This window comes from Barnesiella intestinihominis YIT 11860, from assembly GCF_000296465.1.
Classification (GTDB): Bacteria; Bacteroidota; Bacteroidia; order Bacteroidales; family Barnesiellaceae; genus Barnesiella; species Barnesiella intestinihominis.
On the sequence record NZ_JH815205.1, the window covers coordinates 201,024 to 224,903 of the forward strand.

The 23,880-nt window shown below is 41.2% G+C and carries 33 protein-coding genes and 2 tRNA genes; 15 read left to right on the forward strand and 20 right to left on the reverse strand.

Annotated elements, in window-relative coordinates; genetic code table 11:
* The first annotated feature begins 247 nt into the window (after positions 1 to 247).
* From pyrE to HMPREF9448_RS09755, 7 genes are all read left to right on the forward strand, one after another.
* Positions 248 to 904: an orotate phosphoribosyltransferase gene (gene pyrE / locus HMPREF9448_RS09725; protein ID WP_008862394.1), complete on the forward strand. Its 657-nt coding sequence runs from the start codon at positions 248 to 250 to the stop codon at positions 902 to 904.
* Entirely contained in the window at positions 901 to 1,323 is a 423-nt protein-coding gene (locus HMPREF9448_RS09730) for an SRPBCC family protein (protein WP_008862395.1), read from the forward strand. Before pyrE ends, HMPREF9448_RS09730 begins: the two co-directional genes overlap by 4 nt.
* A gap of 45 nt (positions 1,324 to 1,368) precedes the next feature.
* Positions 1,369 to 2,709, forward strand: a complete 1,341-nt coding sequence (gene argH / locus HMPREF9448_RS09735; RefSeq protein ID WP_008862396.1) for an argininosuccinate lyase — start codon at positions 1,369 to 1,371, stop codon at positions 2,707 to 2,709.
* Between the two features lie 63 nt (positions 2,710 to 2,772).
* A complete protein-coding gene (locus HMPREF9448_RS09740; protein WP_008862397.1) occupies positions 2,773 to 3,765 on the forward strand; it encodes an aldo/keto reductase in 993 nt (330 codons plus the stop codon).
* Positions 3,762 to 4,250 carry a hypothetical protein gene (locus tag HMPREF9448_RS09745; RefSeq protein ID WP_008862398.1) on the forward strand — a complete coding sequence of 163 codons (489 nt, stop codon included), beginning with the start codon at positions 3,762 to 3,764 and terminating at the stop codon, positions 4,248 to 4,250. Before HMPREF9448_RS09740 ends, HMPREF9448_RS09745 begins: the two co-directional genes overlap by 4 nt.
* A 192-nt stretch (positions 4,251 to 4,442) precedes the next feature.
* A tRNA-Gly gene (locus tag HMPREF9448_RS09750) sits at positions 4,443 to 4,515 on the forward strand.
* Positions 4,516 to 4,523: 8 nt separating this feature from the next.
* Positions 4,524 to 4,607, forward strand: a tRNA-Leu gene (locus tag HMPREF9448_RS09755).
* 549 nt (positions 4,608 to 5,156) lie between these two features.
* Here HMPREF9448_RS09755 and HMPREF9448_RS09760 read toward each other — a convergent pair.
* From HMPREF9448_RS09760 to HMPREF9448_RS09780, 5 genes are all read right to left on the reverse strand, one after another.
* Positions 5,157 to 5,489, reverse strand: a complete 333-nt coding sequence (locus tag HMPREF9448_RS09760; protein ID WP_008862399.1) for a helix-turn-helix domain-containing protein — start codon at positions 5,487 to 5,489, stop codon at positions 5,157 to 5,159.
* Positions 5,490 to 5,494: 5 nt separating this feature from the next.
* Positions 5,495 to 5,836, reverse strand: coding sequence for a type II toxin-antitoxin system RelE/ParE family toxin (locus HMPREF9448_RS09765; RefSeq protein WP_008862400.1), 342 nt, complete (start codon positions 5,834 to 5,836; stop codon positions 5,495 to 5,497).
* A 217-nt stretch (positions 5,837 to 6,053) separates the two neighbouring features.
* Positions 6,054 to 6,353 carry a hypothetical protein gene (locus tag HMPREF9448_RS09770; RefSeq protein ID WP_008862402.1) on the reverse strand — a complete coding sequence of 100 codons (300 nt, stop codon included), beginning with the start codon at positions 6,351 to 6,353 and terminating at the stop codon, positions 6,054 to 6,056.
* 172 nt (positions 6,354 to 6,525) lie between these two features.
* Complete coding sequence (locus HMPREF9448_RS09775) at positions 6,526 to 6,858, reverse strand: SH3 beta-barrel fold-containing protein (protein ID WP_008862403.1); 333 nt, start codon at positions 6,856 to 6,858, stop codon at positions 6,526 to 6,528.
* A gap of 107 nt (positions 6,859 to 6,965) precedes the next feature.
* Positions 6,966 to 7,253 (reverse strand): hypothetical protein, encoded by a 288-nt coding sequence (locus tag HMPREF9448_RS09780; RefSeq protein WP_040296161.1) that lies wholly within the window; start codon positions 7,251 to 7,253, stop codon positions 6,966 to 6,968.
* A gap of 167 nt (positions 7,254 to 7,420) precedes the next feature.
* Here HMPREF9448_RS09780 and HMPREF9448_RS09785 point away from each other — a divergent pair, with 167 nt between their 5' ends.
* The 3 genes from HMPREF9448_RS09785 to HMPREF9448_RS09795 all read left to right on the forward strand — a co-directional run bounded on the left by HMPREF9448_RS09785 (position 7,421) and on the right by HMPREF9448_RS09795 (position 9,112).
* Positions 7,421 to 7,714, forward strand: coding sequence for a helix-turn-helix domain-containing protein (locus HMPREF9448_RS09785; RefSeq protein ID WP_008862405.1), 294 nt, complete (start codon positions 7,421 to 7,423; stop codon positions 7,712 to 7,714).
* A 65-nt stretch (positions 7,715 to 7,779) separates the two neighbouring features.
* Positions 7,780 to 8,325: a DUF4468 domain-containing protein gene (locus tag HMPREF9448_RS09790; RefSeq protein ID WP_008862406.1), complete on the forward strand. Its 546-nt coding sequence runs from the start codon at positions 7,780 to 7,782 to the stop codon at positions 8,323 to 8,325.
* Positions 8,326 to 8,350: 25 nt separating this feature from the next.
* Positions 8,351 to 9,112: a Fic family protein gene (locus tag HMPREF9448_RS09795; protein WP_008862407.1), complete on the forward strand. Its 762-nt coding sequence runs from the start codon at positions 8,351 to 8,353 to the stop codon at positions 9,110 to 9,112.
* A gap of 960 nt (positions 9,113 to 10,072) precedes the next feature.
* Here the strand turns inward: HMPREF9448_RS09795 and HMPREF9448_RS14640 are convergent.
* From HMPREF9448_RS14640 to HMPREF9448_RS09855, 12 genes are all read right to left on the reverse strand, one after another.
* Positions 10,073 to 10,255 (reverse strand): hypothetical protein, encoded by a 183-nt coding sequence (locus tag HMPREF9448_RS14640; RefSeq protein ID WP_008862408.1) that lies wholly within the window; start codon positions 10,253 to 10,255, stop codon positions 10,073 to 10,075.
* A gap of 208 nt (positions 10,256 to 10,463) precedes the next feature.
* A complete protein-coding gene (locus tag HMPREF9448_RS09805; RefSeq protein ID WP_008862409.1) occupies positions 10,464 to 10,655 on the reverse strand; it encodes a hypothetical protein in 192 nt (63 codons plus the stop codon).
* A complete protein-coding gene (locus tag HMPREF9448_RS14645) occupies positions 10,639 to 10,821 on the reverse strand; it encodes a hypothetical protein (protein ID WP_157260367.1) in 183 nt (60 codons plus the stop codon). The genes HMPREF9448_RS09805 and HMPREF9448_RS14645 overlap by 17 nt, the downstream gene beginning before the upstream one ends.
* Positions 10,802 to 11,110 (reverse strand): hypothetical protein, encoded by a 309-nt coding sequence (locus tag HMPREF9448_RS09810; protein WP_008862411.1) that lies wholly within the window; start codon positions 11,108 to 11,110, stop codon positions 10,802 to 10,804. The genes HMPREF9448_RS14645 and HMPREF9448_RS09810 overlap by 20 nt, the downstream gene beginning before the upstream one ends.
* A gap of 321 nt (positions 11,111 to 11,431) precedes the next feature.
* On the reverse strand, positions 11,432 to 11,743 hold the full coding sequence (locus HMPREF9448_RS09815) for a hypothetical protein (RefSeq protein ID WP_008862412.1): 312 nt from the start codon (positions 11,741 to 11,743) through the stop codon (positions 11,432 to 11,434).
* A 10-nt stretch (positions 11,744 to 11,753) separates the two neighbouring features.
* Positions 11,754 to 12,026: a hypothetical protein gene (locus HMPREF9448_RS09820; RefSeq protein ID WP_008862413.1), complete on the reverse strand. Its 273-nt coding sequence runs from the start codon at positions 12,024 to 12,026 to the stop codon at positions 11,754 to 11,756.
* Between the two features lie 38 nt (positions 12,027 to 12,064).
* Positions 12,065 to 12,877, reverse strand: a complete 813-nt coding sequence (locus HMPREF9448_RS14855) for a DUF6291 domain-containing protein (RefSeq protein ID WP_008862414.1) — start codon at positions 12,875 to 12,877, stop codon at positions 12,065 to 12,067.
* A 45-nt stretch (positions 12,878 to 12,922) separates the two neighbouring features.
* Entirely contained in the window at positions 12,923 to 13,198 is a 276-nt protein-coding gene (locus HMPREF9448_RS09835; RefSeq protein WP_008862415.1) for a hypothetical protein, read from the reverse strand.
* A gap of 12 nt (positions 13,199 to 13,210) precedes the next feature.
* The gene (locus HMPREF9448_RS09840; protein ID WP_232297243.1) at positions 13,211 to 13,789 is read right to left on the reverse strand and encodes a hypothetical protein; all 579 of its coding nucleotides are present in this window, start codon (positions 13,787 to 13,789) and stop codon (positions 13,211 to 13,213) included.
* Positions 13,744 to 14,034 carry a helix-turn-helix domain-containing protein gene (locus HMPREF9448_RS09845; protein WP_008862417.1) on the reverse strand — a complete coding sequence of 97 codons (291 nt, stop codon included), beginning with the start codon at positions 14,032 to 14,034 and terminating at the stop codon, positions 13,744 to 13,746. Before HMPREF9448_RS09845 ends, HMPREF9448_RS09840 begins: the two co-directional genes overlap by 46 nt.
* A 248-nt stretch (positions 14,035 to 14,282) precedes the next feature.
* Positions 14,283 to 15,125 carry a hypothetical protein gene (locus HMPREF9448_RS09850; RefSeq protein ID WP_008862418.1) on the reverse strand — a complete coding sequence of 281 codons (843 nt, stop codon included), beginning with the start codon at positions 15,123 to 15,125 and terminating at the stop codon, positions 14,283 to 14,285.
* A gap of 23 nt (positions 15,126 to 15,148) precedes the next feature.
* Entirely contained in the window at positions 15,149 to 16,372 is a 1,224-nt protein-coding gene (locus tag HMPREF9448_RS09855; RefSeq protein WP_008862419.1) for a tyrosine-type recombinase/integrase, read from the reverse strand.
* An 827-nt stretch (positions 16,373 to 17,199) separates the two neighbouring features.
* On the opposite strand from HMPREF9448_RS09855, the gene HMPREF9448_RS09860 reads away from it, so the two are divergent.
* Complete coding sequence (locus tag HMPREF9448_RS09860; RefSeq protein WP_008862420.1) at positions 17,200 to 17,661, forward strand: hypothetical protein; 462 nt, start codon at positions 17,200 to 17,202, stop codon at positions 17,659 to 17,661.
* Positions 17,662 to 17,759: 98 nt separating this feature from the next.
* Here the strand turns inward: HMPREF9448_RS09860 and HMPREF9448_RS09865 are convergent, their stop codons facing one another.
* Positions 17,760 to 18,656 carry a helix-turn-helix domain-containing protein gene (locus HMPREF9448_RS09865; RefSeq protein ID WP_008862421.1) on the reverse strand — a complete coding sequence of 299 codons (897 nt, stop codon included), beginning with the start codon at positions 18,654 to 18,656 and terminating at the stop codon, positions 17,760 to 17,762.
* A 233-nt stretch (positions 18,657 to 18,889) separates the two neighbouring features.
* Here HMPREF9448_RS09865 and HMPREF9448_RS09870 point away from each other — a divergent pair, with 233 nt between their 5' ends.
* From HMPREF9448_RS09870 to HMPREF9448_RS09880, 3 genes are all read left to right on the forward strand, one after another.
* Positions 18,890 to 19,429: a flavodoxin family protein gene (locus HMPREF9448_RS09870; protein ID WP_008862422.1), complete on the forward strand. Its 540-nt coding sequence runs from the start codon at positions 18,890 to 18,892 to the stop codon at positions 19,427 to 19,429.
* A 211-nt stretch (positions 19,430 to 19,640) separates the two neighbouring features.
* Positions 19,641 to 20,195: a flavodoxin gene (locus HMPREF9448_RS09875; RefSeq protein ID WP_008862423.1), complete on the forward strand. Its 555-nt coding sequence runs from the start codon at positions 19,641 to 19,643 to the stop codon at positions 20,193 to 20,195.
* 15 nt (positions 20,196 to 20,210) lie between these two features.
* Complete coding sequence (locus HMPREF9448_RS09880; protein WP_008862424.1) at positions 20,211 to 21,041, forward strand: carboxymuconolactone decarboxylase family protein; 831 nt, start codon at positions 20,211 to 20,213, stop codon at positions 21,039 to 21,041.
* Positions 21,042 to 21,201: 160 nt separating this feature from the next.
* On the opposite strand, the gene HMPREF9448_RS09885 is transcribed toward HMPREF9448_RS09880, so the two are convergent.
* Positions 21,202 to 22,059, reverse strand: a complete 858-nt coding sequence (locus HMPREF9448_RS09885) for an aldo/keto reductase (RefSeq protein ID WP_008862425.1) — start codon at positions 22,057 to 22,059, stop codon at positions 21,202 to 21,204.
* A gap of 1 nt (position 22,060) precedes the next feature.
* A complete protein-coding gene (locus tag HMPREF9448_RS09890; protein WP_008862426.1) occupies positions 22,061 to 22,909 on the reverse strand; it encodes an aldo/keto reductase in 849 nt (282 codons plus the stop codon).
* A gap of 126 nt (positions 22,910 to 23,035) precedes the next feature.
* Here HMPREF9448_RS09890 and HMPREF9448_RS09895 point away from each other — a divergent pair, with 126 nt between their 5' ends.
* On the forward strand, positions 23,036 to 23,863 hold the full coding sequence (locus tag HMPREF9448_RS09895) for a helix-turn-helix domain-containing protein (RefSeq protein ID WP_008862427.1): 828 nt from the start codon (positions 23,036 to 23,038) through the stop codon (positions 23,861 to 23,863).
* Positions 23,864 to 23,880 lie beyond the last annotated feature (17 nt).

Sequence of the window (23,880 nt, forward strand, 5' to 3'; positions counted from 1 at the left end):
CCCTATGTTGAAGCAGATCGGAGTCCGAGATTTTTGTCAATAGCGGGCTATTGACAAAAATCAAGGGATTCAAGATGCCAAACAGGGGCTCAATATGGCCGGAACATACCTGCTTGAAATGATAATATTATTTCTCTATAAATTTAAAACAGCGTCTAAATATTTTCATATTTTTCACCTGCCATTCGACCGTTTATCTGCTATTTTTCTTACCTTTGTGTTTTAAATATTCTAAACATTATTCGTCATGAAAACGGTAGAACGATTACTTGCTGAAAAACTATTAAAAATCAGTGCTATCAAACTACAACCCGAAAATCCTTTCGTTTGGGCATCGGGCTGGAACTCGCCCATATATACCGACAATCGCAGAACACTCTCTTACCCCGAAGTCAGGACGTTTATTAAAGTAGAGCTCTGCCGGGTAATTATGGAAAACTTCGGCGAAGTAGATGCCATTGCAGGTGTAGCCACCGGAGCAATCGCACAAGGGGCACTTGTCGCCGAAACCTTAGGATTACCTTATGTTTATGTACGCTCCGCACCGAAAGACCACGGTTTGGAAAACCTCATCGAAGGAAATTTAAAACCCGGTCAAAAAGTAGTTGTCATCGAAGACCTCATTTCTACCGGAGGCAGTAGCTTAAAAGCAGTCGAAGCCATACGAAACGCAGGCTGCGAAGTAATCGGTATGGCCGCCATCTTCACCTACGGATTCCCCGTAGCGGCCCGCAAATTCAAATCGGCACAAGTCGAATTGATTACATTGAGCAACTATAATGCAATGCTCGAAACCGCATTGGAAACCAATTATATCAAACCCGAAGACCTTGAAACATTGCAGGAATGGCGTAAAGACCCGGCAAGCTGGCAAGGTCCCAATAACAACACGCCTTCGGTATGACAAGTTTCGAAAGTAAAACGGTACGAATAGCCCACTCCTCCGAGCGGGTCTTTGAATTGCTTTCCGACCTCTCCAACCTCGAAAGGTTCAAAGGAGCCTTGAATGCTCCCGGAAACGAAAAGCTGAAAATTACAGGTTACAACAAGGACAGCCTCTCTATCGAAGTGAGCCCCATAGGATCTATCACTTTCAGAATCATAGATCGGGAACCCAATAAAACGATAAAGTTCGAAGCCGAAAACTCCCCGCTTCCTCTCAATCTGTGGATACAGTTGGTCTCAACCGGAGAAAATGAAACGGCATCGCGTATCACGGTCAAAGCGGAACTTAACCCTTTCATCAAACCGATGGTCTCCAAGCCATTGCAGGAAGGTGTTGATAAAATGGCCGATATGCTTGTCATACTGCCCTACGAATAAAAAGTTATTTTAATTTTTTCATCTGACAACAAAAACGTAACTCGAATGGCGCAAAAACTTTGGGAAAAATCGGTACAAGTCGATCGGGACGTCGAACAGTTCACAGTCGGGAAAGACCGGGAAATGGATTTATATTTGGCTCCTTTCGATATACTGGGATCGCTGGCTCATATCTCCATGTTGCAATCCATCGGGTTGCTTACCGCCGAGGAACTGAAACAACTCACCGAAGAGTTACGGAACATCTATCGGGATACCGAAACCGGTAAATTTTTAATCGAAGAAGGTGTCGAAGACGTGCACTCGCAAGTCGAACTCTTATTAACCCGCAAATTGGGCGACATCGGAAAAAAAATCCATAGCGGGCGCTCCCGTAACGATCAAGTATTGGTCGACCTCAAACTCTTCACCCGTTCTCGCTTGCAGAATATCGTAAAAAAGACGAAGAAACTATTCGATACCCTCATCGCCCAAAGCGAGAAATACAAACAAGTACTCATGCCGGGGTACACCCATTTGCAAGTCGCTATGCCCTCCTCTTTCGGACTATGGTTCGCCGCCTATGCCGAAAGTCTGGTAGACGACCTCATCGTCATGCAAGCCGCCTACCGGGTGTGCAACCGCAATCCGTTAGGGTCAGCCGCAGGATACGGCTCTTCATTCCCGCTGAATCGTACGCAAACCACCGATAGCCTCGGGTTCGAAACGATGGATTACAACGTCGTGTACGCTCAAATGGGACGAGGAAAAACCGAGCGTATCGTAGCCTCCGCTATCACATCTATTGCCGCGACTCTCGCTAAACTGGCATTCGACGCCTGTCTGTACAATTCGCAAAACTTCGCCTTCATTAAATTGCCCGATGCCTTCACGACCGGTTCGAGCATCATGCCCCATAAGAAAAACCCCGATGTTTTTGAATTGACACGAGCCAAATGCAACAAATTACAAGCATTACCCTATCAAATCACACTCATCGCCAATAACTTGCCATCGGGTTATTTCAGAGACCTACAAATCATCAAAGAACTGTTCCTGCCCTCGTTCGACGAATTGGAAGAATGCTTGAACATGGTCGACCTCATGATTTCTCAAATTGCCGTCAATGAGCATATTCTCGACGACAAACGATATGATTATATGTTCAGCGTGGAAGAAGTAAACCGGCGAGTACAAACAGGTACACCTTTCCGAGATGCCTATAAACAAGTGGGATTGGAAATCGAAGCCGGGAAATTCTCCCCCGACAAGCATATCCATCATACCCACGAAGGCAGCATCGGTAATCTGTGTAACGACCGCATCACGGAACTCATGCGAAAAACGATCGACTCTTTCGACTTCGCTCGTACCGAAGCGGCAGAAGCTCGACTCTTAGGTCGCTAATAAATTATTTTAGACAGACATTTCATAGCGGTAAATCGAACTGCTTCTAAACATACGACAATTATGGAATATAAACCTCAACCAGACCGCTATACCAACGGAATGCTTTATCGCCGATGTGGAGACAGCGGCATACAACTACCCGTCATATCCCTCGGATTTTGGCACAACTTCGGGAACACCGACTGTTATGCCACCGGATTGGAATTGGTCGAATATGCATTCGACCACGGAGTATGCCACTTCGATTTAGCCAACAACTACGGCCCCCCGGCAGGCAGTGCCGAAGAAAACTTCGGACGCATGATGAAACAAAGTTTCGCCGCACATCGCGACGAAATGTTCATTACGTCGAAAGCCGGGCACGAAATGTGGCCCGGCCCCTACGGAGGATGCAGCTCCCGCAAAAATCTCATGGCAAGTATCGACCAAAGCCTGAAAAGAATGAACCTCGACTATGTCGATCTCTTTTACAGCCACCGATACGACGGAATTACCCCCATCGATGAAACCATGCAAGCCCTCGTCAATATCGTCCGGCAAGGCAAAGCCTTATATATAGGACTATCCAAATATCCGGTCGACAAGCTATTGTATGCTTTGAACTACTTGCACGATGCCGGCGTTCCGTGCTTGGCCTATCAAGATCGCTACAACATGTTCGACCGTCACATAGAAAAAGAACACCTGCAAATTTGTATGGAAAAAGGCATCGGGGTAGTGGCATTCTCCCCGTTGGCACAAGGCATACTCAGTTCCAAATATTTGAACGGCATACCGGCCGATTCACGAGCAGCCCGTCCCGAAGGTTACTTGAAACAATCCGATGTCACTCCGGATAAAATCGCTAAGGTAACCCGTCTTCGGCCAATCGCAGAACAAAGAGGACAAAGCATATCGCAATTGGCGATCGCTTGGATACTACGCCGCAAAGAAATCGGTAGTGTAATTATCGGAGCCCGCAACCTCGACCAGTTGAAAGACAGTTTGCATGCAGTGGATAATTTGTCCCTCTCACCGTCCGAAATAGAACTCATAGAAAACATATTGAAATGAAACGAACAGGCAACATTCTCATTCTCCTCCTTATCACAATCATCGCTACAAGCTGCGACGGAGGCGACCGCGACCGCATACCGGCTGCCGCCGTCCGGGTAGAATTTGCCAACCAAGCCATGTGGGACCAATACGGTGTAAGCGGTAGTTTCATACACCGCCAGTTCATTCTCAACCAGAAAATTCCGGCAGGATTTCCCTACACCCTATCTTCGGCCACAGGATACGGAGGGCTCATGCTTATTACTAACGAACACGGTGTGCCCTACGTCTACGACCTCTGTTGTCCCGTAGAAATCAACTCCAACATAAGAATCAAATTCGACGAGAACAATCTTTGCCTAAGATGCCCCAAATGCGGTTCCACCTACGACATCACCACAGGAGGTCCCATGACAGGGACGGCAAAAGACGGTCGTTATTTCTTGCAAAGTTACAATATAGCTCCCTATGGCTCAGCCGGAGGCCAGTTAATATACCGTTGATATTGACTTTTAGCTAAGAACTCCACCCCTGCTTTAATGTAAACAAGAGGAGAAAAGTTAAGAAATACAGCAAAAACACGACTTAAAATTCCCCTCCATCGGGCGGGAAAGTCTCAAATAAAACTTTCCATTAGATTTTCGAGCCGTAATTTTGCAAAAACAAAAAAGCATTTTATCTTTGCACTCGCAATTGCGAAAATAGCTCAGTTGGTAGAGCACAACCTTGCCAAGGTTGGGGTCGCGGGTTCGAGTCCCGTTTTTCGCTCTAAGGCTGCCCGAATGGTGGAATGGTAGACACGAAGGACTTAAAATCCTTTGGCTATTGCAGCTGTGGGGGTTCAAGTCCCCCTTCGGGTACTGCATAGAGCTGTTAATCATTTGATTTTCAGCTCTATTTATTTTTACAGGTAGCCAAAGGGTAGCCAAAAGACACATTACTCCCTGTTTTATCTCCATTCTTATATACGTGTGCAGACGATTATTACGGGTAATACCCCTATGAAGATCGTATAATAAATGAGGGGGAATTCCCCCTATTTAGATTTGCTTAAAAGTATATGAAACTCATACACTTTTTTGATATTATCATTATATTTGTATGTCCTTATTAGTTATCCTTTTTGTCTGGTATTGGGAAGGGGGTATGTCCAATTTTGGTGAGCCCCTTCTTTTATACCTCATCGATAAAAGACAAATTTATGGATATAACAAAGTAAGGAAAATTTTCCCCACTATTTTACGCTCATTGATGAGAGGTAAATTAGATTGCAAGTTGGACGTTTTAACCGAGTGGGGGAATTAGGCAGGTTACAGGAAACGCCCTAAATTATAAATGGTTTATAAGAGTATAAAGCAAAAAAAGAGGGCGCAAAACGCCCTCCTCGTTATGGATCCTGCTTTATATGCTTACCACAAAGCAACTTTTCCGCCTATTCCCAAATCAAGGGTGGCCGTTGTAATTCCCAAAGCCTTAAAAACTTTGCTCATAGTAGGAAGTGTTATTATACACTTACCGCTCTCCAACTTACAAATTTGAGAGCGTTTCACGCCTACTTTTTTGCCTAATTCCTCCTGTGTGAGGTTCTGTTTGAGCCTTTCTGCCTTGATAGCCTCTCCAATGTAATAAGCCTGCAAATCATCTTTGAGTTGAGCTTCCATAGCGTCCCTTTCGGGAGTGCCCACCTTTCCCCATACATCATCTATCAATTTGTCTGCTGGTGTGAAATTCATCTTTGCCATATCTGTTACTTTTTATCATTAAAATATTCTTTCCTTATTCTCTCTGCCTTTTCTATCTCCTTTTTAGGGGTTTTCTGCGTCTTTTTCACTATCCCGTGAGTAACCACTACCAAAGCCCCTTTCTTGGTGTCCCAGAAAGCAAACAGACGGTAACAAATTCCGTTGAAAAGCGTCCGTAACTCCCATATATCAGAGTTTTCCAATTTCTTGAAAACGTCCTTTTCTATTAGACCACTCTGCACTCTACGAATATTATACGCTATCTTCTGCTGTGCCTTGAATGGCTGCTGCCTTACAAAACTGTTCGCCTCATCGCTTAGTATTATGGTTATCGTATGCCCGTCCATATCGTTTCTTGTTATATTTACAAAGATAATAATTTGTTTCCAAATTAGCAAACAATCGTATCTGTTTTTATTCTATTTTAGAAAAATTTCTCTCTCGGCTTGCCGTTCGTCTTACTCCACCCGGCATGAAAGCTCGGAGGGGAGATGTTCAGGAAATCGGGATCCGATATATTATAAACATCGGTATCTCTTATGTTAATGTTCAAAATATTTCGTTTCATATCGCCTTAAAATCCAATCGGCCTAAATTGTCATTTATAGACTTAATGATACTTTCCTGTATCAAGGTCCCGCATTGGGTTGTTAGTTGTATAAAGTGATCTGTATCATTATCTGATACAATTCCGTACTTGTTTTTCCAGTTGCAAAAAGAGTTCTCTATATCTCGCAATCCTGCCAACATGATTAATAACTCCCTTGTCTGTCCACTGATGACTGCGTTACGCATGGTATCGACGCTACGATGTTCGATTACTTCTACTGTCTGCTCATCTTGTTTTAATTCGGTTGTTTCCATATAAAAAAAGTTTATTGTTTAACGATGTTCGGAATAGCGGGAATCCTCCCGGACACGTCCGCTACCGGTGGGATAGCTTACTTTCACAAGCGGCTGCCCCGTCTATAATTTAACAAACATATAAAAGCCCCCTATTAGGGTAGGGTAACCCGGAGCGGATAAACCGCTCCTTTTAACTGCATACTTCTACCAAGTTCGCCCGCTTAAAAGAGCGATATTCCTGTCTCTCGGTGTCATAGTACGTTTGCAACGTCTCATTTGCCTTTCTTCCTGTGCCCTGTGTCGGCGGTAGTATAGACTCTTTCAGTGTCCCGTATGCCTCTCTTATCGTCCCGTCTATCTTGCGGAAATAAAACCGCACGATCCGATGTTTCATTTGTACTTTTAACTTCATATTTGCCCATGCCGTTTTGAGAGCCTCCGACATCGTATATCCGTTGCGTTTTACAAACTGCCATGCAAGGCTCATAATCTCGCTTAACTGTGTTCTGTTCCGTGTACTCATATCTTTATTTATTTTGTTGGTCTTTATTAAAGTAGCCCGGCTTTTGTTTCCCCAGTGACCGGGCTACCGTCTCATGCTGTTTTGGAAGAGCACGTGTATTTGGTGTATCAATCTCCGCAATAACGCCCGCTTTGGCTTCTGTAATACTCCGTTATCCCTCTTTCCATTGTTGCGTCAAATACAACCGATTCGGGCTTTTGTGCGGGTTCCAACTTTTTCATTAACCGGCGAGCCTCTTTTTCGGCTTTGCGGGCTTCCGCTTTCATCTTAAACCATGCGTTCCTCAAACAAGCACTGAACGACTGGCAGAACTCACGGCCGAGAACCGAGATAGAGCGTTTATACATTGACCATGCCATTTTGAAAAGTTGCGATTTGTCGATTTTCGTTTTCATATCTTTGTTTGTTTTTGTTTTACTTTGTTGATACAAATGTAAGTACTTTATTTTACATTACAAAATAAAATGATAAATAAAATACTACATTTAACATTTATTTGTAAGTAGTTTATTTTACACTTTTATTATTGTTGTATTTTTGTAAAAAAATAACAATACTAGATATGAATCGAATAAAAGAACTACTCAAAGAAAAGGGGGTAACAATTAACGAGTTATCCGATAAATTAGGTATAAGTAGAGTAACATTATCAAGCCAAATAAATGGAACGGCGAACATTATTTCGTATGAGAAAATTGCAAAAGCATTAAATGTTCCGATGTGGCAACTATTTGCATCACCGGAAGAAACAAAAGGAGAAGATCTAATTGCCTTAATTCAGTACAAAAGTGACTATTACAAAGCAACTTCGGTAGATGAATTAAAAAAAATCATATTCCAGATAGAAGAGAAATAGGAAACTGTTTATCTATTTGTGTACCTGTATATTAGTTTGTCGAATAATTCTAAATATGTAATAACATGAAGAAAGTACTTTTTATGGTAATATGCTTGCTTGCCACATTGTCAATCAATGCCCAAGAGTTCAAATTTGAAAAGATAATAGAGGTAAATAAAACCCAATCGGAGTTGTATTCGCTTTCAAAGATGTTCGTTGCTGATTTTTGGAACTCTGCCAAGAATGTAACTCAAAATCAAGATGATGCAGCACACACAATCCAATTAAAGGCAATAAAAGACATTGAAGTAAAAGCCGGAATGGGACTGGTGAATTTATACACGTATAAGTATTCCGTAAAGCTGCAAGCAAAAGACAACAAATGTAGAGTACAAATATACGATGTTGAGTGTATAGAAGCGTATCAAGTTGGGTTAGGAAAGGAATACAAAATTCCACAGATACAGCCATTCACAGGAAATGACACAGACCAAAAAACAAAATCAATGGGAAAGGGCGTTTCAAAGAAAAAGGCTGTTGAAATGATGCAGGAATTAAATTCGTTTTTTAATTCAATAATAGCATCCTACGAGAAGCAATTAGAAAACTCTGCTGATGATAATTGGTAATATCTAGTATAAAAAAACAATTATTATGAACGAGGAAATAACAAAGCTATTGCTTCAATGCGACACGTTGAAAGCCCGTTTGTTGGGGCTGCGCCCATTACCACCGGATGCCCTGCAAAAGATAGAGAATGCGTTTGCCATTGAATACACCTATGAAAGCAACCGGATCGAGGGAAATACGCTCACACTGCAAGAAACGGAGTTAGTAGTGAACGAGGGGGTTACTATCGCCGGAAAGTCAATGCGGGAACACCTTGAAGCAATTAACCACGTTGAAGCGATAGACTACATAAAGGACTTTGCAAAGGGAGGTATGGAAATATCGGAGCGCACAATCAAGGAAATACACGCTATTGTGCTACATGGAATAGACAGAGAGAATGCCGGACGTTATCGGGGCGTGCCTGTTATGATTTCGGGAAGTACACATGTCCCCCCACAGCCGTATTTGATACAACCACAAATGGAGGCTTTTATGACAAGGTTTGCCGAAATGGAGGAGCAAGGCATTCACCCGGTGCTCATTGCGGCTTACCTTCATGATGAGTTGGTACGCATACACCCGTTTATAGACGGGAACGGGCGTACATCTCGGCTTCTGATGAATCTATACTTACTCCGCAACGGTTATACACTGGTAAATCTCAAAGGCAGCAACGAGGACAAAATAAGCTATTACAAGGCACTGGAAGCCTCTCATACGGAGAACAATCCGGCAGAGTTCCAAAAGGTCGTTATACGGGCTGAAATAGAATCTTTAAGCCGGTATCTCTCAATTGTAGGATAGTATTGTCTGGATTTGAATTAAAGATTATGAATGAAGCAATGATTTTATTAGTAACAACAGCAGAATATTTTTAGGGAATTACACTTTGCTGTGTACCTTCAATAACGGAGAAAAGAGGAAGGTGGATTTACCCCCCTATTAAACTATCCCGCCTATGCCGAACTTAAAGATGAAAAAGAGTTTGAGCGTTACGGGGTGGACGGTATGGTATTTTGGGCGAACGGTGCAGATATAGCTCCGGAGTTCCTTTACGAGAACGGGACTCCGGTAAGTTGAGGCAATAGGAAATATAACACAGTGGGGGTATGTCCAATTTTAGTGAGACCCTTTATTTTATACCTCATCAATGAGAGATTAAACGGTGATTCGGATAATACGCAACTGTCTGCGTATTTAAATATTTTACCTTGCCGTAATCATGCTGTAATTTTTCCGGGTATTATGCTTTTACATATACCATTTTTTGGGTATGTAAAATACATCTTTGATGAGGTATATAATTAAGTATTTGATTTATAGGTTTTTCGGAATTCCGACAGGGGCATTTATAAACTCTACTGCTTGCCGGCAACATTTTATATTAAAATATTCCATTTGTTTGCGCTCAAAATTGCGCTCAAACTGATAATCAACATTTTAAGTAAAGCGGAAAATTCCGCCGTATTCAATATGGTTAGTTGCAGTGCAAAACTGTTTTCAAATTGATAACATGTTAGTTAGAAAGGAAAAATCCCTGCAAACTGATAAACAATAAGTTACAATCTTAATGTTAAATCCGTAGATTTTACGGAATTAAAAAAGTGCATGAATTTCATACACTTTTATTCAATTATCCTTATATTTGCAATGTATCTCCGTCTGGGCGGGCGGAGAGGTCGAGCACTATTGGAGTCCTGCTTGCACATGGATTGTGTGGGCGGGCTTTTTTAAATCCCCGAAATTAGGGGATTTACATACAGTCTATAAATTTTTAGTATTTCTATTCCGCTTCTGTTCGAGCCTATCGGCCGCATTCTTAATTATTCCCGCCAATATACGAGCGTATGACACGCTTAAATCACGATAGACATTCCCGATATGGAGACGGATAACTGTTCTGGTGTCCTCAACTCTGACATGTCCGTATTTTACACGTTTCACCATAACAAATACTATTTAATTACATCATAAATATCTCTCTCGCTTACCTCTTTTCGATTTGCTGGGATTTCTCCTTGAAAAGGATAAATTATACCAAACAAGAAAGAAACGCTCTTAAATCGCCTTATTTGGCTTTATTTTTCAAAAAAGATAGGGATATAGCCTTAAACGATACCCCTATCTGCGTCCTTACGTGGGGTTGCGTGCAGCTTCACACGCCTATTTTGCCGTTTTTTCCTGTCTCCGGCTCTGTATCTTCATTATCTGGCAAAGACTTAATGAGCTCTAAAAACAAATTATCCTCTTGGCTATTGAGCTCTTCTAAGTCTCTCGTGTTAATTACACCGTTCTTTAACCATTTTAATAAGATAATGCGCTTTTGGCGATCAATTTGTATTCTCATCTATTTGCCTCCTTTCTTCTTCTCTATATTGGTTTGTGAGGTTTTTCAGAGCCTCCACCCATTCCTCGTCCTCGCCCTTTATCGGTAAATCTCCCGTGTTGAGTTCACCTTTTTTTAGCCATTTTAACAAGACAATTCTTATCTCCCTATTTAGTTTCATTCTCATCTGAAATGCCATTCGTTAATTTATCGATAAGTTCGTCCATCTCCTCGTCGGTCAAATCTTCAAACTTGATGTTGTTAGAAGTTTCCCTTTGTTTGGGAGCTACATATTCCAATAACTTAAATAAGAGTTGTAGTCTCTCTTTGGGTTCGAGTACTTTCAAATCTGATTTCATTTGCTCCCAATTAGCGGATAACGTTTGTACGATCCACTCTTTTGCCGTCTGGGTCGCCTTGTTGGGCGTCCCTTTTTTGCGGCCTCCTGTTTTTAAACAGCCTTTTTTTCGTCCCATTTTTTTCTATTTTTTCTATTTTAAAGAAAATACATCTTTCTTTCTTCTTTTATAACATCGCCGTCCGGCTCTTTTTCGACGTCCCATTTTTTCACTTCATTCTATTTTAGAAAAAAATTCACATTTACCAGTCCTTAAAACTTCTTCTACCTCATAGCTACAAAGCGGATCCGGCAAAATCGTTTGTCCTCTTGCTGTACATACGACTATATAGCCGTCATACTCGTTGAAACCCGGAATCTTATTTTTGCAATTATCACAAATAACCATATTCTTAAATTTGAGGGTAGCACCCGTTTAGAGTGCTACCGTATGGAATTATTAGACGAATGTGTCTGCCAGATTATCCAAAAAAGCATCTTCTTCCGGGGATAACTCCTCCGGCTTCATGACCCCGGCGATAGCGTCTATCTCCTCATCGGTATATGCATCCCGTTCGCCTATCGCCTCTTTCAGACGCTTTTTTATTCTTTCTACTTTTTCACGGGCTTCTTTTTCTGCTTTGTCATATTCGTTACCAAATACCCCGTTTCCTTTGCCGTCCATAATATTATCTATTGCCTTGTCCCATTCTTTTTCCGCTTCTTTTAGCTCGTCTTGCAGTGCAAGTACTTTTACTTCTTCTTTTCTCATAATTTTGCTTTTACATGTAATTAAACATTCTTTTTATGGCTATATAGGCGTTGTATAAATCTTCTCTCGACACAATGAATTTCTCTTTGCCGGCAACGTCGGAAATGAACCTTCCGGACAATTCAACCGTTTCTATTTCCGATCCCATCTTGTTGAGCAAATCCCGTGTTCTCAACATTAGGTTTTCCGTCTCTTTTGGGGTTATCGCATACACACAACACCCGGCAGTGACGAGTACCCGCTCGCCGTCTGCTTTAATTTTAAATTTTACTGTTTTTTCCATTTTTCAAATTGTTAAATATTGGTTTTTGATTGTCGGGGCTAAAAAGGCAGAGCAGATTCTCCCCCGTCTTGTAAGTTGCCAGTATCTCCCGTTGCCAGCTTGGTAGCGATGGCTTCTGCAAACTCTGCATATCGCTCCTGTTTGGTCTTGGAATTAGGTTTTTGATGGATTCCGGATTGCTCATCTCGTGCTCGTTTTAATTCAATTCTTAACCAGCGGGCAAAGTGTTGTTGTGCATCGCTGACGCTTTTTCTTGCAATACCCTCGTTTTGAAGTTTACGGATATAAGCCTCGATATAGAGCCTCGATTCGCTCTCGTCGATGTGGTTGTTCATCGATAGTGTTTCTATCCACGTTTGATTTGAGAGTAGTTCTTCACGTAGATCTGTCAGTGGCTTGTCAACGTCTTTGCCAAAATCTTCTTCTTTTTCTTTGCTTCTCGATAGAGAAGTTTCTTTTAAATCATTATCATATACATTATCATTATCATATACAGTTACGTTTGTTACATCATGACAGCATTTGTTAGTTTTGTTATCATTTGTTACGTTTGTTGTTTTTACACCGTTTCCAGTATTTCCCTTTACATACCTCGATGCCATTCCCTTTTTACCGGCCTCGCTCCGCTTGGCTACAATATCATTGTACTTATTCGTATTGTAATCTATTTCTTTTTTAATGAAGGAGAATGCCATTTTAGCCATAGGTTTCAGCTCCGATAGTGTCCCCGTTGCAACATACTCAATAATTGCATCGTACACTTCAAGTCTGACCTCCGCAGGATAATCCAATAGTATCTCTTGCCATTCAACATTAAAAATGAAAGATTTCTTTTTCGAATTTACAGCCATTACAATATCCCTTTTTTAAGTGTCTGATTTGTCCGGTTTGTTGTTCTAATTCAATACTATGTTATTAAGTGGATCCGTTTCCTCTAAAATCGTCCATTCAGGGAAATATCCAATAGATTTTATTACGCTCTCACCCACCTTGTTCTTCATATCTTCCAGTGAGTTAAACCCGATAGCCCTTGCAAATCCGTCGTCTATTTTCAGCTCTTTCAGATTCGTATTTTTCCATATCTTAAAGGTGAGCGGTATATTGTCAAATCTGTTCTCGACAACTATTTTATATTTGCTCGTTTCTTCTATTGTTTTTGCATTTCTTTTCATCGCCTTGTATAATTATAACACGTTTGATTGTTTCCTTAAATAATTGAGAATCTCGTCAAAACCGCCCATACATAACTGCTTGCAATACGAGGGTATGAGCACTTTTGCACCCTCCAACACTATAAGCTCTATTTCCGACGGTATGATTTTCTCGGCTTCCGATGTGGCGGTCTCGTCTTGGTGGACTATGAACAGAAAACCGTCGTTTTCATACCCGTACAGTGGGTTAGGCTTTTCTTTCCCTTTTACCGTGTATGTTCGCACCGCCGGGGCATAGCCATACGCATAACCGCTCAATTTCCCGTCCATAAAATAATCCTTCAATCCTGTAAAATTTAGGCTGTCTTTGGCTTGTAGCCTCATCTGTGGCGCACTTGATTTGCAGCTCGTCTTAGGCACGAGGAACATAGATACACGACCGTCACGGCCTTTTAATTTTTCCATTGGCGCATAGTTGCCGGCGGTCGCCGTAATCACATACTTAGGTGTTTTACTGCCGTTTCTCTCCAACGACAAACGGGCATAATAGATAATATTGGGGGTTATCATTTTACACCCCCTCCCACGCAATACTCTTGCGCCTTTTGCCATATTTCCTCGTCGGTAGATACCCGGTTACTCTGCATCCACTCTTCAAGCTCGGATCTATTAAAATAACACATTTTACCGGTTGGGCTTTTGTAGTGAGGAACTTTACGCCCCATTGTCAACTTGTACAAATAACTCATCGATACACCCATGTAACGGGCTGCTTCTTCACTTGTCAATACTGGTTTTGTAATACCGATAATGTTTTCCGCAATATAATCGGCAAACTCTTTTGCTTTCTCTTCCATATTTTTTTTGATTTGAGAATTAAGGCTTTCAGGGCTGAGGTGCAAGGCTCGCCCGTCTTTACCCGTTGTAATCTTCTGGGATAGGCTTGCACTCGCTATCCCTCTGAACACATGGACGAAGATATAGAGTATAAGAAATAAAAAAACACACCGGTATGTTACCGGTGTGTTTAGTCATTTTGAACCAAAATCACACAAAAAAAGAAAACTTACTTATTACTACCAGTATATAAGAGTATTTTTAGCGTTTATTCTGTGGAAGTATAACATAATTCATCGAAAATATCATCTACCTTATCATGTCCTTTTGGTAAATAATTATTATCCCCTTCCATACTACGCGCCTCCATTCCATTGATTTGTAACCAGTTTTTTCGTGCATTCCCTAAATTTTTCCACCCAAATTTTAATTTAAAAAAGTTCCAATTTGTAGTCGGATTCCCGTTTGAATATTTTTTTGAAAGATTCAATTTTGACGATACCTCTTGGCAAAAGTAGTCTTGTAATTGTTTTGTGTCTAACCAATCATTATTTTTGTCAATAAGCCCCTTATCTATGGCGACTTCAACTATATCCTTTAATCTTCCGTCCTCAATAAGCATAATATCCCTATCATTATCAACCGTTATTTTAGTTGAATTACTATACTCATTTATTATGCTTATTTGGCACATTGTTTTACTCAAACATTTATAAATTTCATGCCCTATATTATCTAAATAACGATACAATTCATGAACAAAATCCACCCCTTCATCGATCTCGTTTTTACAGCACGTATAATCTATATACTTTTCCATATACATGTTTGATTTTTTACTCATAGCAAACAAAATTTCCGCCTTTGTTTTTAAATCTATTGGGCTGTTTTCTATCTGTTCAAATTGATATTTAATGCGAATTTGCCCAAAGATTATATTTTCAAAATCCGATAATTTTGTGTCTAATTTAGACCATTTTATAACATAGATTTCATTTTTCCATAACTTATACCTGCAAAGTGAAAAACCTCTTTCTTCACAACATATAATAATTTCATAGTACTCTTTACAAAGCCGCTGCATATCAACTTCTGACTCCATGTTTTCCATATCGTTCTGTATAAATAAGTTTATTAAATATCAAGTTCCGGCAAGCTGTTTATTGCGTCCTGTTTTAGCTTGTCTATGGCGTGCATATACTTTTCTGTCATTTGTAGGCTACTATGCCCCAAAAGACTCGATACCGTCTTTATATTAGCTCCGTTATTAAGGATATTTACAGCAAAACTATGCCTCGCACAGTGCCAACTAATATTTTTATTGATTCCGGCTCTTTTTACCCAACGTTTCAATGATTTTAAGCACATTTCATAACTCGGCAAAGGAAATATCAAATCGTCCTTGCTATTGGAGTTTGCCGGCATACCTATCAACTTTAACAAACTATCGTTAAGAGGTATAACAACTCCGCTTTTTGTGCTATGTCCTTTTGTCTTGTTCTGCTCAAACCTCAACAGCTTATTAGAATAGTCCACATCGGCAAATGTAAGCTCTTTAACATCACAAAATCGCAAACCGCAGTAGAGACAAAAAATAAATGCCCGCCTTATGTTGGGGTTCTCATTTTCCCGTTTTGTACTTACCAAAAGTTGTATCTCCTCCTGTGATAGTATTTCTTTCCTTAGTTGGCTGTCATCTACTTTTATAGAAATCCCGGAACACGGATTTATCCGCATTACACCATGCTCGACTGCATGTTTTATCACTTTCTTAAAACGTGCATATAGGCTTCTCGCCCCCTCCCCGACACTCCTGCTTTGCAAATACTCTGAAAAGGATAGAATCATATCCTTAGTAATCTGATCCGGCCTAATCATATCCTTATACTTGTTATATTCCGGTGTCTCATTAAGAAAATCGACAAACCGCCCAAATGCAATCTGGATCATTCTAATATCTTTCTTAGTGTAATTATCTATATATGTCCGGAAATAGTCTAAAAAATTTACTTTTCTATTGCTTTTAAGTCTATATCCTTCTGTCATTTCTAACAGTTCCTGCCCCTTCTCAAACCTTATCTTTTTTGCCAATTCCAACGTATCTTTATTCTGTTGCCTCTCTATCGGTGTCCTTGGTGCTTGCCAGAGGTACAAAGACAAATGCTCCCTTTTCCGGTCTTTCCTCGTAACTTCTCTGCCAAGTTTTTCGTTATATATTTTTTGATACCCCAAATAATAATCGAGAAACAAACTTTCTCTACCGTCCGATAATACCTTAGCTCCGAGTTTGGGGTTATCTGTCGTATCTTGACTAATAATATATGTATTATCGCTCCTCAACTTTTTTTTAGTAGCCATTTCTTTTAAATTCCTTTGTTTGCAAATATAGGAATTTTTTTATCCCGAGTAGCCAAAGGGTAGCCAAAAATATGAAAATATAATCTTAAATTTGAATACATAAGATAATATAAAATTATTTTCATATCTGATTTTCTTGCACTTATATTCAAATTTTAATATCATTTTTTCACGGTGTTACACCCCCTTCGGGTACTGCATAAGGCTGTTAATCTTGCGATTTACAGCCTTTTTTATTTTAAACACCCAAAATGTCCACCCCGCCAAAACGGCTCAGTCGATAATTAACGGGGATTGTTCGTGTTTGTCCTCCTCCCCCTGCCGTGTCCCGTAGCCTTACGGGGTTTCACATATAAAATCGGAACAGAAACGAAAAGGGAATACGTCTCAACCTCTCCCCCTGTGTTTTGCGCAGCAAAATATAGGGGGAGTGCCCGTAGGGCGAGGGGGTTAATATATACAATCAAATATTGCTTTGCGACACAGGGGAGAAGATTGAATACTTTTTATCTTACCGGCAAAAATCACACGACAAAAGAGAGCCGCAATACTCCTTGTCTAACTCTTAGAACAGCGAAAGATTAGTATGACACTATCGGCGTGCTTTTTTAACCTCCTCCCCTGTGTTTTGCGATAGCAAAATATAGGGGAGGTGTCCGCAGGACGGAGGGGTTAAGTCCCATCAATTCCACCTATATCAAGTACCCCCTGATACATTCTTCTCTCTGTTGAAAAGAATTGACAAACAAGAGATCTTTTCAAACTTTGTTCAATCATGCCATAAAATCGTACATACCGTCACATACTTTTGCTCCAAAAACAAAAGTATGGAAAATCTCGAAAAACAATTTGAACAAGAACTATCGGCAAGTCGAATGCAAATAGAACTGCTGCGTAATCAAGTGTTGTTACAGTATTACACACAGCTCCTCGAACTCGATCCCCTTTTGCAACCCCAAGAGGTAAAAGCCCTGATGAGCTGTATCAACACGCTCGAACGTTACGCCCGTAAATATGATTCCAAAAAGAAACATAATGATACGACACAAGCCTCTTCGGCAACACAGCAATCGGCACGCAGCGATAACGAAAACATAGATTCCATACCTGACAACAACCAAAAACAAGACCCTTGTAATCTAACAATAGTCAATCCTCTGACAATTGTCAAAGAAACATCGCCCCATCAAATCCCCCTCGTCCGACCGGTAAAAAATCAATTACCTAAAATGATAAAGGCAACAACGCCCGGCAATCCCAAAGGAAAAAGGAAAAAGAAACGTAAATAAAACCTCGCTCAGAAACAGGTCCAAATTGTTTCGAACCATTCTCAAAATCAATATTTCAAAACCTCCGACCGAATTCCAATAAAAAAGTATCCCGGAAATCAATTCCGCATGCGATACTCATTAGGGGTAACACCCACTTTCTGCTTGAATAAACGACTGAAATGTTGTGGATACTTGAACCCCAAGCTATAAGCAATTTCACTGACCGAAAGACTGGTATCGAAAATACGGTCTTTCGCTACTCCGATCAACTTAGCTTGTATATACTCCTGTGCAGAATTTCCGGTCTCTTTTTTAATCAAGTCACCAAAATAATTAGGCGACAAATGCAAGGAATCGGCACAATATTGAACCGACGGAAGCCCTATGATTTGAGGTTTCTCCGATTGAAAATAATCGTTCAACAAATTCTCGAAGCGAGTCAAAATATCTTTATTCACATGGCTGCGAGTAATAAATTGTCGGTCATAAAACCGAACGCAATAATTCAAGAACAATTCTATATTATTTACAATCAATGTCTTGCTATGCTTATCGATAGCATGTTGCAATTCCGACTCTATATTATGAAAACAATCGAGAATTACTTTTCGTTCCTGTTCCGACAAATGAAGCGCCTCATTCGATTCATAAGAAAAGAAAGTATAGTTCTTCATCTCGCGTACAAGCGAAGTACCCCGTATCAAATCAGGGTGGAACAAAAGAGCCCAGCCCTTAGGCTGGAAATATTCTCCATTATTGACAATCCCTACGACTTGTCCCGGAGCCAGAAAAACAAGCGTTCCTTCTTGATAATCATAATAATTCCGACCATAACGAATATCCCCGCATTTCACATCTTTCAAAAAAACGGCATAAAAACCAAACCGTTGAAGAGAATGCAGCATAGGCTTGCATTTCGAAAAATCGACAACGCTGACTAACGGGTGCAAGGTTTCTTGTCCCATCATATCGTTATATTGGAATATATTGTCAAGTTTCAAAATCTCGTTCATAATCGTTTGTCTTTCAAAATTCCACAAAAAAAAAGAATACACTCTCAAAAATATTTAATCATACGAAACGCAGTCATTCTCTGTTTTACGAAAACAAAGTTAATACTTTTCCAAATAGGTCTCATACCTCAACTTCCGAATCCGTAAAAATGGTATATCTATCTGTAATCTATATACAAAGCCCTTACGATTTCCCTTCTAATTTTGTCTCACGAATCTAATGGTAAAGAAACATGAACAAAAATGTACTGATACTTTCTTCAAGCCCGCGGCGAGGCGGCAACTCCGACCGCCTATGCGATGCTTTCCTACAAGGCTGTAAAGATGCCGGGCACACGGTCGAAAAAATATTTCTAAAAGACAAACACATAAACTACTGCACAGGTTGCGGTATATGTAGCATGTACGGCAAGCCTTGTCCGCAAAAAGACGATGCCGCCGAAGTGCTCGAAAAAATGATTGCCGCCGATGTCATAGTCATGGCAACGCCCGTCTATTTCTATACGATGAGTGCACAGATGAAAACCCTCATCGACCGTTGTTGCGCCCGTTACACAGAAATCACAAACAAAAATTTTTATTTCATCGTAACGGCCGCCGAACCGAGTATCCCGGCTATGGAACGCACGATTGACGGATTCCGAGGATTTCTCGACTGTCTCGAAGGAGCTCGTGAAAAAGGGATTATCTATGGAACCGGGGTATGGAAAGTCGGAGAAATAGAAGGAAAACCCGTTTTGAAAGAAGCCTATGAAATCGGGGAAAAAATTTAGAAGATGTTTTAAATTTATTCCGAGACAGATTGAGCCTATGTTGAAGCAGATTGGAGTTCGAGATATGCAGTCAATAGCGGGCTATTGACAAAAATCAAGGGATTCAAGATGCGAGACAGGGGCTCAACATGGCCGGAACATACCTGCTTGAAATGATAATATTATTTCTCTATAAATTTAAAACAGCTTCTTAATAAACAATCAAATAATTATGACGAACAAAATAATATTAATCATGATGTTGCTCACATGCCTATCCACTCCCGCTCAGAAAAAGGAGATCGGCGAGAAAATACTTGTCGTCTATTTCTCACACAGCGGTAATACCCGCACCGTTGCAGAACAAATTACCCGACCGACCAGAGCCGACTTGTTCGAAATACAACCCCAAGAAGCCTATCCCACCGACTACCATTCAGTCGTGAATCAAGCTAAAAAAGAGATAAATACCAACCATCGCCCTGCGCTGAAAAACGATGTACAAGATTTCGATAAATACGACATAATATTCGTCGGCTCGCCCAACTGGTGGAGCACCATAGCGCCACCGGTAGCTACATTCTTGGAAAGACACGATTTCTCGGGAAAAACCATCGTTCCTTTCATGACTCATGGAGGAGGCCGATTCGGGCATTCTATTTCCGACATGAAGAAATTATGCCCCGATGCATCTTTCTTAGAAGGTCTGGCAATCAGAGACAGTTATGTAAACGACAATCGTCAAGACGTAGTTAAATGGTTGCAAACACTAAAACGCCTTAATTAATTAAATGATTATGTTATGAAACAAAAAATAGTTCTGATAATAGGAATATCTTTAAGCTTAACATTTGGTGTCGAAGCTAAAAACGATAAAAAAGATACGACGATGGACAGAATAGAAACATGTAAACAAAATTATACCCGATTGTTCGGTGGTGAAGCTCTCTCAGGGAAAGGAAGCGACCCCGAGTTGATGGATATACTTCAAAAATTCATTTTCGGCGAAGTATTCGAAACCGGTTCTCTCGACCACAAAACCCGCGAGATGATTACGTGTGTCACCTTAGCCTCCATGCAAACACTCCCCCAGTTGAAATCCCATGCAGCAGCGGCACTCAACGTAGGAGTATCTCCGATAGAATTGCGCGAAGCCATCTATCAATGCGCCCCATTTATCGGATTCCCCAAAACATTGAATGCCATTTCGACAATTAATGAAGTCTTTCAAGAAAAAGGAATCCCTTTACCTTTGGAAGCACAAGGAACGGTGAATGAAGACAACCGATACGAAAAAGGGAAAGAAATACAATACCCTCTATACGGCGACGAAATAGCCCGAACATTTAGTAACTTACCCGACGAAATGAATGAAAGTCTCCCTCGGTTTCTCACCGAAGTAGGTTTCGGTGATTTCTATACCCGTTCTGGACTCGACATCAAAACAAGGGAGCTACTTTCTCTTTGTGTATTAGCAGCTATCGGAGCTGAATCTCAAATACATTCGCACAGCAAGGGCAATATCAAGGCTGGAAACGACAAAGCCACCCAAATCGCAGCGATGATACAATGCCTTCCCTACATAGGATTTCCAAATGCGTTGAATGCGATTCGTATTATCGACGCTTTATAATACATTACAAAGAAATAAGATTTGAAGAAAACGATCCAATCTTAATTCTCTCTCCGAGGCCTATCCGATAAAAAGCGGGAAAAGGGAAATGGATTTTTCCCTTTTCCCGCTTTTTCTGTGAAAGAGGTCGGGCTATATACCCATACCACAACAACGTCTATCAGCTGTTTGGATTAAACTTTTTGTCATATTCCAATAAATACCTTGCCATATCTGGATCATTGAAATCAACTTTAAGTTTACCGGTATCCATTCTTCGAATGGTCTCCTTATCCTCTTCTGTCAGTTCAAAATCGGCTATATTGAAATTGCTCGCCATACGATCCTTATGAATAGATTTAGGAATAGCGACAATGCCCTCGCTCGTTAGAAACTTCAAAGCCACCTGTGCATTGGTTTTACCATATTTCGTACCGATAGCCTTCAAAGTCTCATCTGTAAAAAGTCTGTCCGACCCCTGTGCCAAAGGGCCCCATGCCATCAAATGCATCCCGTAGTCGTTGATTAATTCTCGCATCCTCTTCTGTTGGGAAAAGACGTGCGTTTCTAACTGTAACACAGAAGGTTTCACTTCCACATTCTCCACCAAATCTACGAATCGGGCATCATAGAAATTACTCAAACCGATAGCACGCACCATACCGTCTCGGTACGCTCGTTCCATAGCTCGGTACGTCCCGTAATAGTCTCCGAAAGGCTGATGTATGAGTAACAAATCTATATAATCGGTTTTCAATTTTCGAAGCGACTCACCGATACTTCGGAAGGCCTTCTCCTCTCCTGCATTGGAAATCCACACTTTGGTCGTAATAAACAATTCGTTGCGAGGTACACCACACTTCTCGATAGCCCGTCCTACACCGTCCTCATTATAATAGGCCTGTGCTGTATCGATTAATCGATAACCTACTTCAATGGCATCCAGAGCGCAACGTTCGCATTCCTCCGAATTAACAAGGAATACACCATAACCCAACACCGGCATCTCGACACCGTTGTTCAATTTAATTGTCTTCATTTCAGTCATGTATTTTATGAGTTCCTATTGCTCTTACAGTCGGCAAATCCATATCGTCATAAATTGGACTCTTTCTCGTGTCCAATCCCGCGATAGCTTTCATTTCCTCATCTGTAAGAATAAAATCGAAGATATTCAAATTCTCTATCATTCGTTCCTTGCGCACGGTCTTGGGTATAACCACGATGTTGCGCTGGTTGAGCCAGCGAAGCACGACCGCCCCCACGCCTTTACCGTGCCGTGCAGCGATTTCTTTCAGCACCGGGTGATTGAAAATGTCGTTCTGCCCTTCGGCGAAAGGAGCCCATGCTTCATGTTGGATGCCCTCCTGTTGCAGAAACGTATTGGCGGCTTGTTGCTGAAAAAACGGGTGAGTTTCCAACTGATTCACAGCAGGTCTTACCTCATTGTGCAGAAAAAGATCTTGCAATCGTTCGTCAGAAAAGCTCGTCACACCAATAGCGCGAATACGGCCCTCTTTATACAACCGTTCCATTGCCCGCCATGCCGCATAATAATTCCCATAGGGTTTATGCATCAGATACAGGTCGAGGTAATCGAGACCCAGTTTCTTCATTGAGAGATCGAATGCTCGCAGGGCATCGTCATACTCATAATCCTGTACCCACAATTTGGTGGTAATGAAAAACTCTTCGCGTTTTATGCCGCTTCGACGAATGGCGCTCCCCACCTGTTCCTCGTTAAAATAAGCGGACGCCGTGTCTATCAGACGGTAACCGACTTCTATTGCATCGGTTACAACCCGTTCTGTTTCATTCTCAGGGATTTGGAAAACGCCGAAACCTATGGCCGGCATCATCACCCCGTTGTTCAGTCTTACATCTTTCATATCTTTCTGGTTTGATTGCCTGTTGCAAAGTTACCGCACACTCATCGCTCTATTGTTATAAAAATCGAGGATAAATTTTCACTATTCGTGGTTTTCGGTTATTTTTGAGACAAAAGAAAAACGGTTATGGAACAGACGGACTTCGACGGAATTGTTTTTGCCGACACCTTGCAAGATTTCAATAACTTGCGTTATGCGGGGCATATTGTTCATACCCTTTGCTGCGGCGGCAATATGGGATTTACCTTTCAAGACACACGCTACAATATTGCAGTGGGCGATTATGTCATTCTGCCTAATGGAGAACTCGGTTCTGAGTTTTCAATATCCGACGATTTTCAAGGTATTTTAATGAGCCTTTCGGAAACCTTTGTCGCCTCTATCGCTATCCGTAGCAATTACGGCATTATAGGACATCTATCGCTTTTACAAAATCCCGTTATGAAACTTTCTCCCCACGACTTTCGGATATGTGAAGCTGCCTTGCGAGTCCTTCGTATGCGCATGACCGAAAAAGGGCACTCGTTTTATGAAGAATTGCTCGGTAGTCTACTGACCGCACATATTCTCGACCTTTACGATATCCATGCCCGTAGCCGTAACGTATCGCAACTGTCGGAACATACAGCCTCGCAATTACGTAAATTCATCGAATTACTGTACAACGGCGAATACATACGGAACAGGGAACTCGACTTTTATGCTTCCCTCCTCTGTATCACCCCGCATTATTTGTCGGAGCTGTGTCGAAAAGTAAGCGGGCGCCCGGCTACTTATTGGATAGACCGCTTTACCATTCAGGAAATCACTCGCCTACTTCGTCAAAAGGAACTATCCCTGACGGCAATTTCCGAGCGAATGAATTTCTCGTCCGTTTCTTATTTCAGCCGTTATGTACAAAAGCGACTCAAAATTTCACCATCGGAATACCGAAACTGTTATACTCGGGACTGAACCTACTCCACCAATAC

Coding starts and splice junctions, on each gene's coding strand:
- HMPREF9448_RS09810 (WP_008862411.1), bottom strand. CDS start 11,110: ATGGGACGAAAAAAAGGCTGTTTAAAAACAGGAGGCCGCAAAAAAGGG.
- HMPREF9448_RS09865 (WP_008862421.1), bottom strand. CDS start 18,656: ATGAACGAGATTTTGAAACTTGACAATATATTCCAATATAACGATATG.
- HMPREF9448_RS09895 (WP_008862427.1), top strand. CDS start 23,036: ATGGAACAGACGGACTTCGACGGAATTGTTTTTGCCGACACCTTGCAA.
- HMPREF9448_RS14645 (WP_157260367.1), bottom strand. CDS start 10,821: ATGAGAATGAAACTAAATAGGGAGATAAGAATTGTCTTGTTAAAATGG.
- HMPREF9448_RS09860 (WP_008862420.1), top strand. CDS start 17,200: ATGGAAAATCTCGAAAAACAATTTGAACAAGAACTATCGGCAAGTCGA.
- HMPREF9448_RS09840 (WP_232297243.1), bottom strand. CDS start 13,789: ATGGCAAAAGGCGCAAGAGTATTGCGTGGGAGGGGGTGTAAAATGATA.
- HMPREF9448_RS09780 (WP_040296161.1), bottom strand. CDS start 7,253: ATGAAAACGAAAATCGACAAATCGCAACTTTTCAAAATGGCATGGTCA.
- HMPREF9448_RS09815 (WP_008862412.1), bottom strand. CDS start 11,743: ATGAGAAAAGAAGAAGTAAAAGTACTTGCACTGCAAGACGAGCTAAAA.
- HMPREF9448_RS14855 (WP_008862414.1), bottom strand. CDS start 12,877: ATGGCTGTAAATTCGAAAAAGAAATCTTTCATTTTTAATGTTGAATGG.
- pyrE (WP_008862394.1), top strand. CDS start 248: ATGAAAACGGTAGAACGATTACTTGCTGAAAAACTATTAAAAATCAGT.
- HMPREF9448_RS09890 (WP_008862426.1), bottom strand. CDS start 22,909: ATGAAAGATGTAAGACTGAACAACGGGGTGATGATGCCGGCCATAGGT.
- HMPREF9448_RS09805 (WP_008862409.1), bottom strand. CDS start 10,655: ATGAGAATACAAATTGATCGCCAAAAGCGCATTATCTTATTAAAATGG.
- HMPREF9448_RS09765 (WP_008862400.1), bottom strand. CDS start 5,836: ATGGACGGGCATACGATAACCATAATACTAAGCGATGAGGCGAACAGT.
- HMPREF9448_RS09875 (WP_008862423.1), top strand. CDS start 19,641: ATGACGAACAAAATAATATTAATCATGATGTTGCTCACATGCCTATCC.
- HMPREF9448_RS09775 (WP_008862403.1), bottom strand. CDS start 6,858: ATGAGTACACGGAACAGAACACAGTTAAGCGAGATTATGAGCCTTGCA.
- HMPREF9448_RS09785 (WP_008862405.1), top strand. CDS start 7,421: ATGAATCGAATAAAAGAACTACTCAAAGAAAAGGGGGTAACAATTAAC.
- HMPREF9448_RS09835 (WP_008862415.1), bottom strand. CDS start 13,198: ATGAAAAGAAATGCAAAAACAATAGAAGAAACGAGCAAATATAAAATA.
- HMPREF9448_RS09790 (WP_008862406.1), top strand. CDS start 7,780: ATGAAGAAAGTACTTTTTATGGTAATATGCTTGCTTGCCACATTGTCA.
- HMPREF9448_RS09795 (WP_008862407.1), top strand. CDS start 8,351: ATGAACGAGGAAATAACAAAGCTATTGCTTCAATGCGACACGTTGAAA.
- HMPREF9448_RS09845 (WP_008862417.1), bottom strand. CDS start 14,034: ATGGAAGAGAAAGCAAAAGAGTTTGCCGATTATATTGCGGAAAACATT.
- HMPREF9448_RS09885 (WP_008862425.1), bottom strand. CDS start 22,059: ATGAAGACAATTAAATTGAACAACGGTGTCGAGATGCCGGTGTTGGGT.
- HMPREF9448_RS09855 (WP_008862419.1), bottom strand. CDS start 16,372: ATGGCTACTAAAAAAAAGTTGAGGAGCGATAATACATATATTATTAGT.
- HMPREF9448_RS09740 (WP_008862397.1), top strand. CDS start 2,773: ATGGAATATAAACCTCAACCAGACCGCTATACCAACGGAATGCTTTAT.
- HMPREF9448_RS09850 (WP_008862418.1), bottom strand. CDS start 15,125: ATGGAAAACATGGAGTCAGAAGTTGATATGCAGCGGCTTTGTAAAGAG.
- HMPREF9448_RS09820 (WP_008862413.1), bottom strand. CDS start 12,026: ATGGAAAAAACAGTAAAATTTAAAATTAAAGCAGACGGCGAGCGGGTA.
- argH (WP_008862396.1), top strand. CDS start 1,369: ATGGCGCAAAAACTTTGGGAAAAATCGGTACAAGTCGATCGGGACGTC.
- HMPREF9448_RS09730 (WP_008862395.1), top strand. CDS start 901: ATGACAAGTTTCGAAAGTAAAACGGTACGAATAGCCCACTCCTCCGAG.
- HMPREF9448_RS09880 (WP_008862424.1), top strand. CDS start 20,211: ATGAAACAAAAAATAGTTCTGATAATAGGAATATCTTTAAGCTTAACA.
- HMPREF9448_RS09870 (WP_008862422.1), top strand. CDS start 18,890: ATGAACAAAAATGTACTGATACTTTCTTCAAGCCCGCGGCGAGGCGGC.
- HMPREF9448_RS14640 (WP_008862408.1), bottom strand. CDS start 10,255: ATGGTGAAACGTGTAAAATACGGACATGTCAGAGTTGAGGACACCAGA.
- HMPREF9448_RS09760 (WP_008862399.1), bottom strand. CDS start 5,489: ATGGCAAAGATGAATTTCACACCAGCAGACAAATTGATAGATGATGTA.
- HMPREF9448_RS09770 (WP_008862402.1), bottom strand. CDS start 6,353: ATGGAAACAACCGAATTAAAACAAGATGAGCAGACAGTAGAAGTAATC.
- HMPREF9448_RS09745 (WP_008862398.1), top strand. CDS start 3,762: ATGAAACGAACAGGCAACATTCTCATTCTCCTCCTTATCACAATCATC.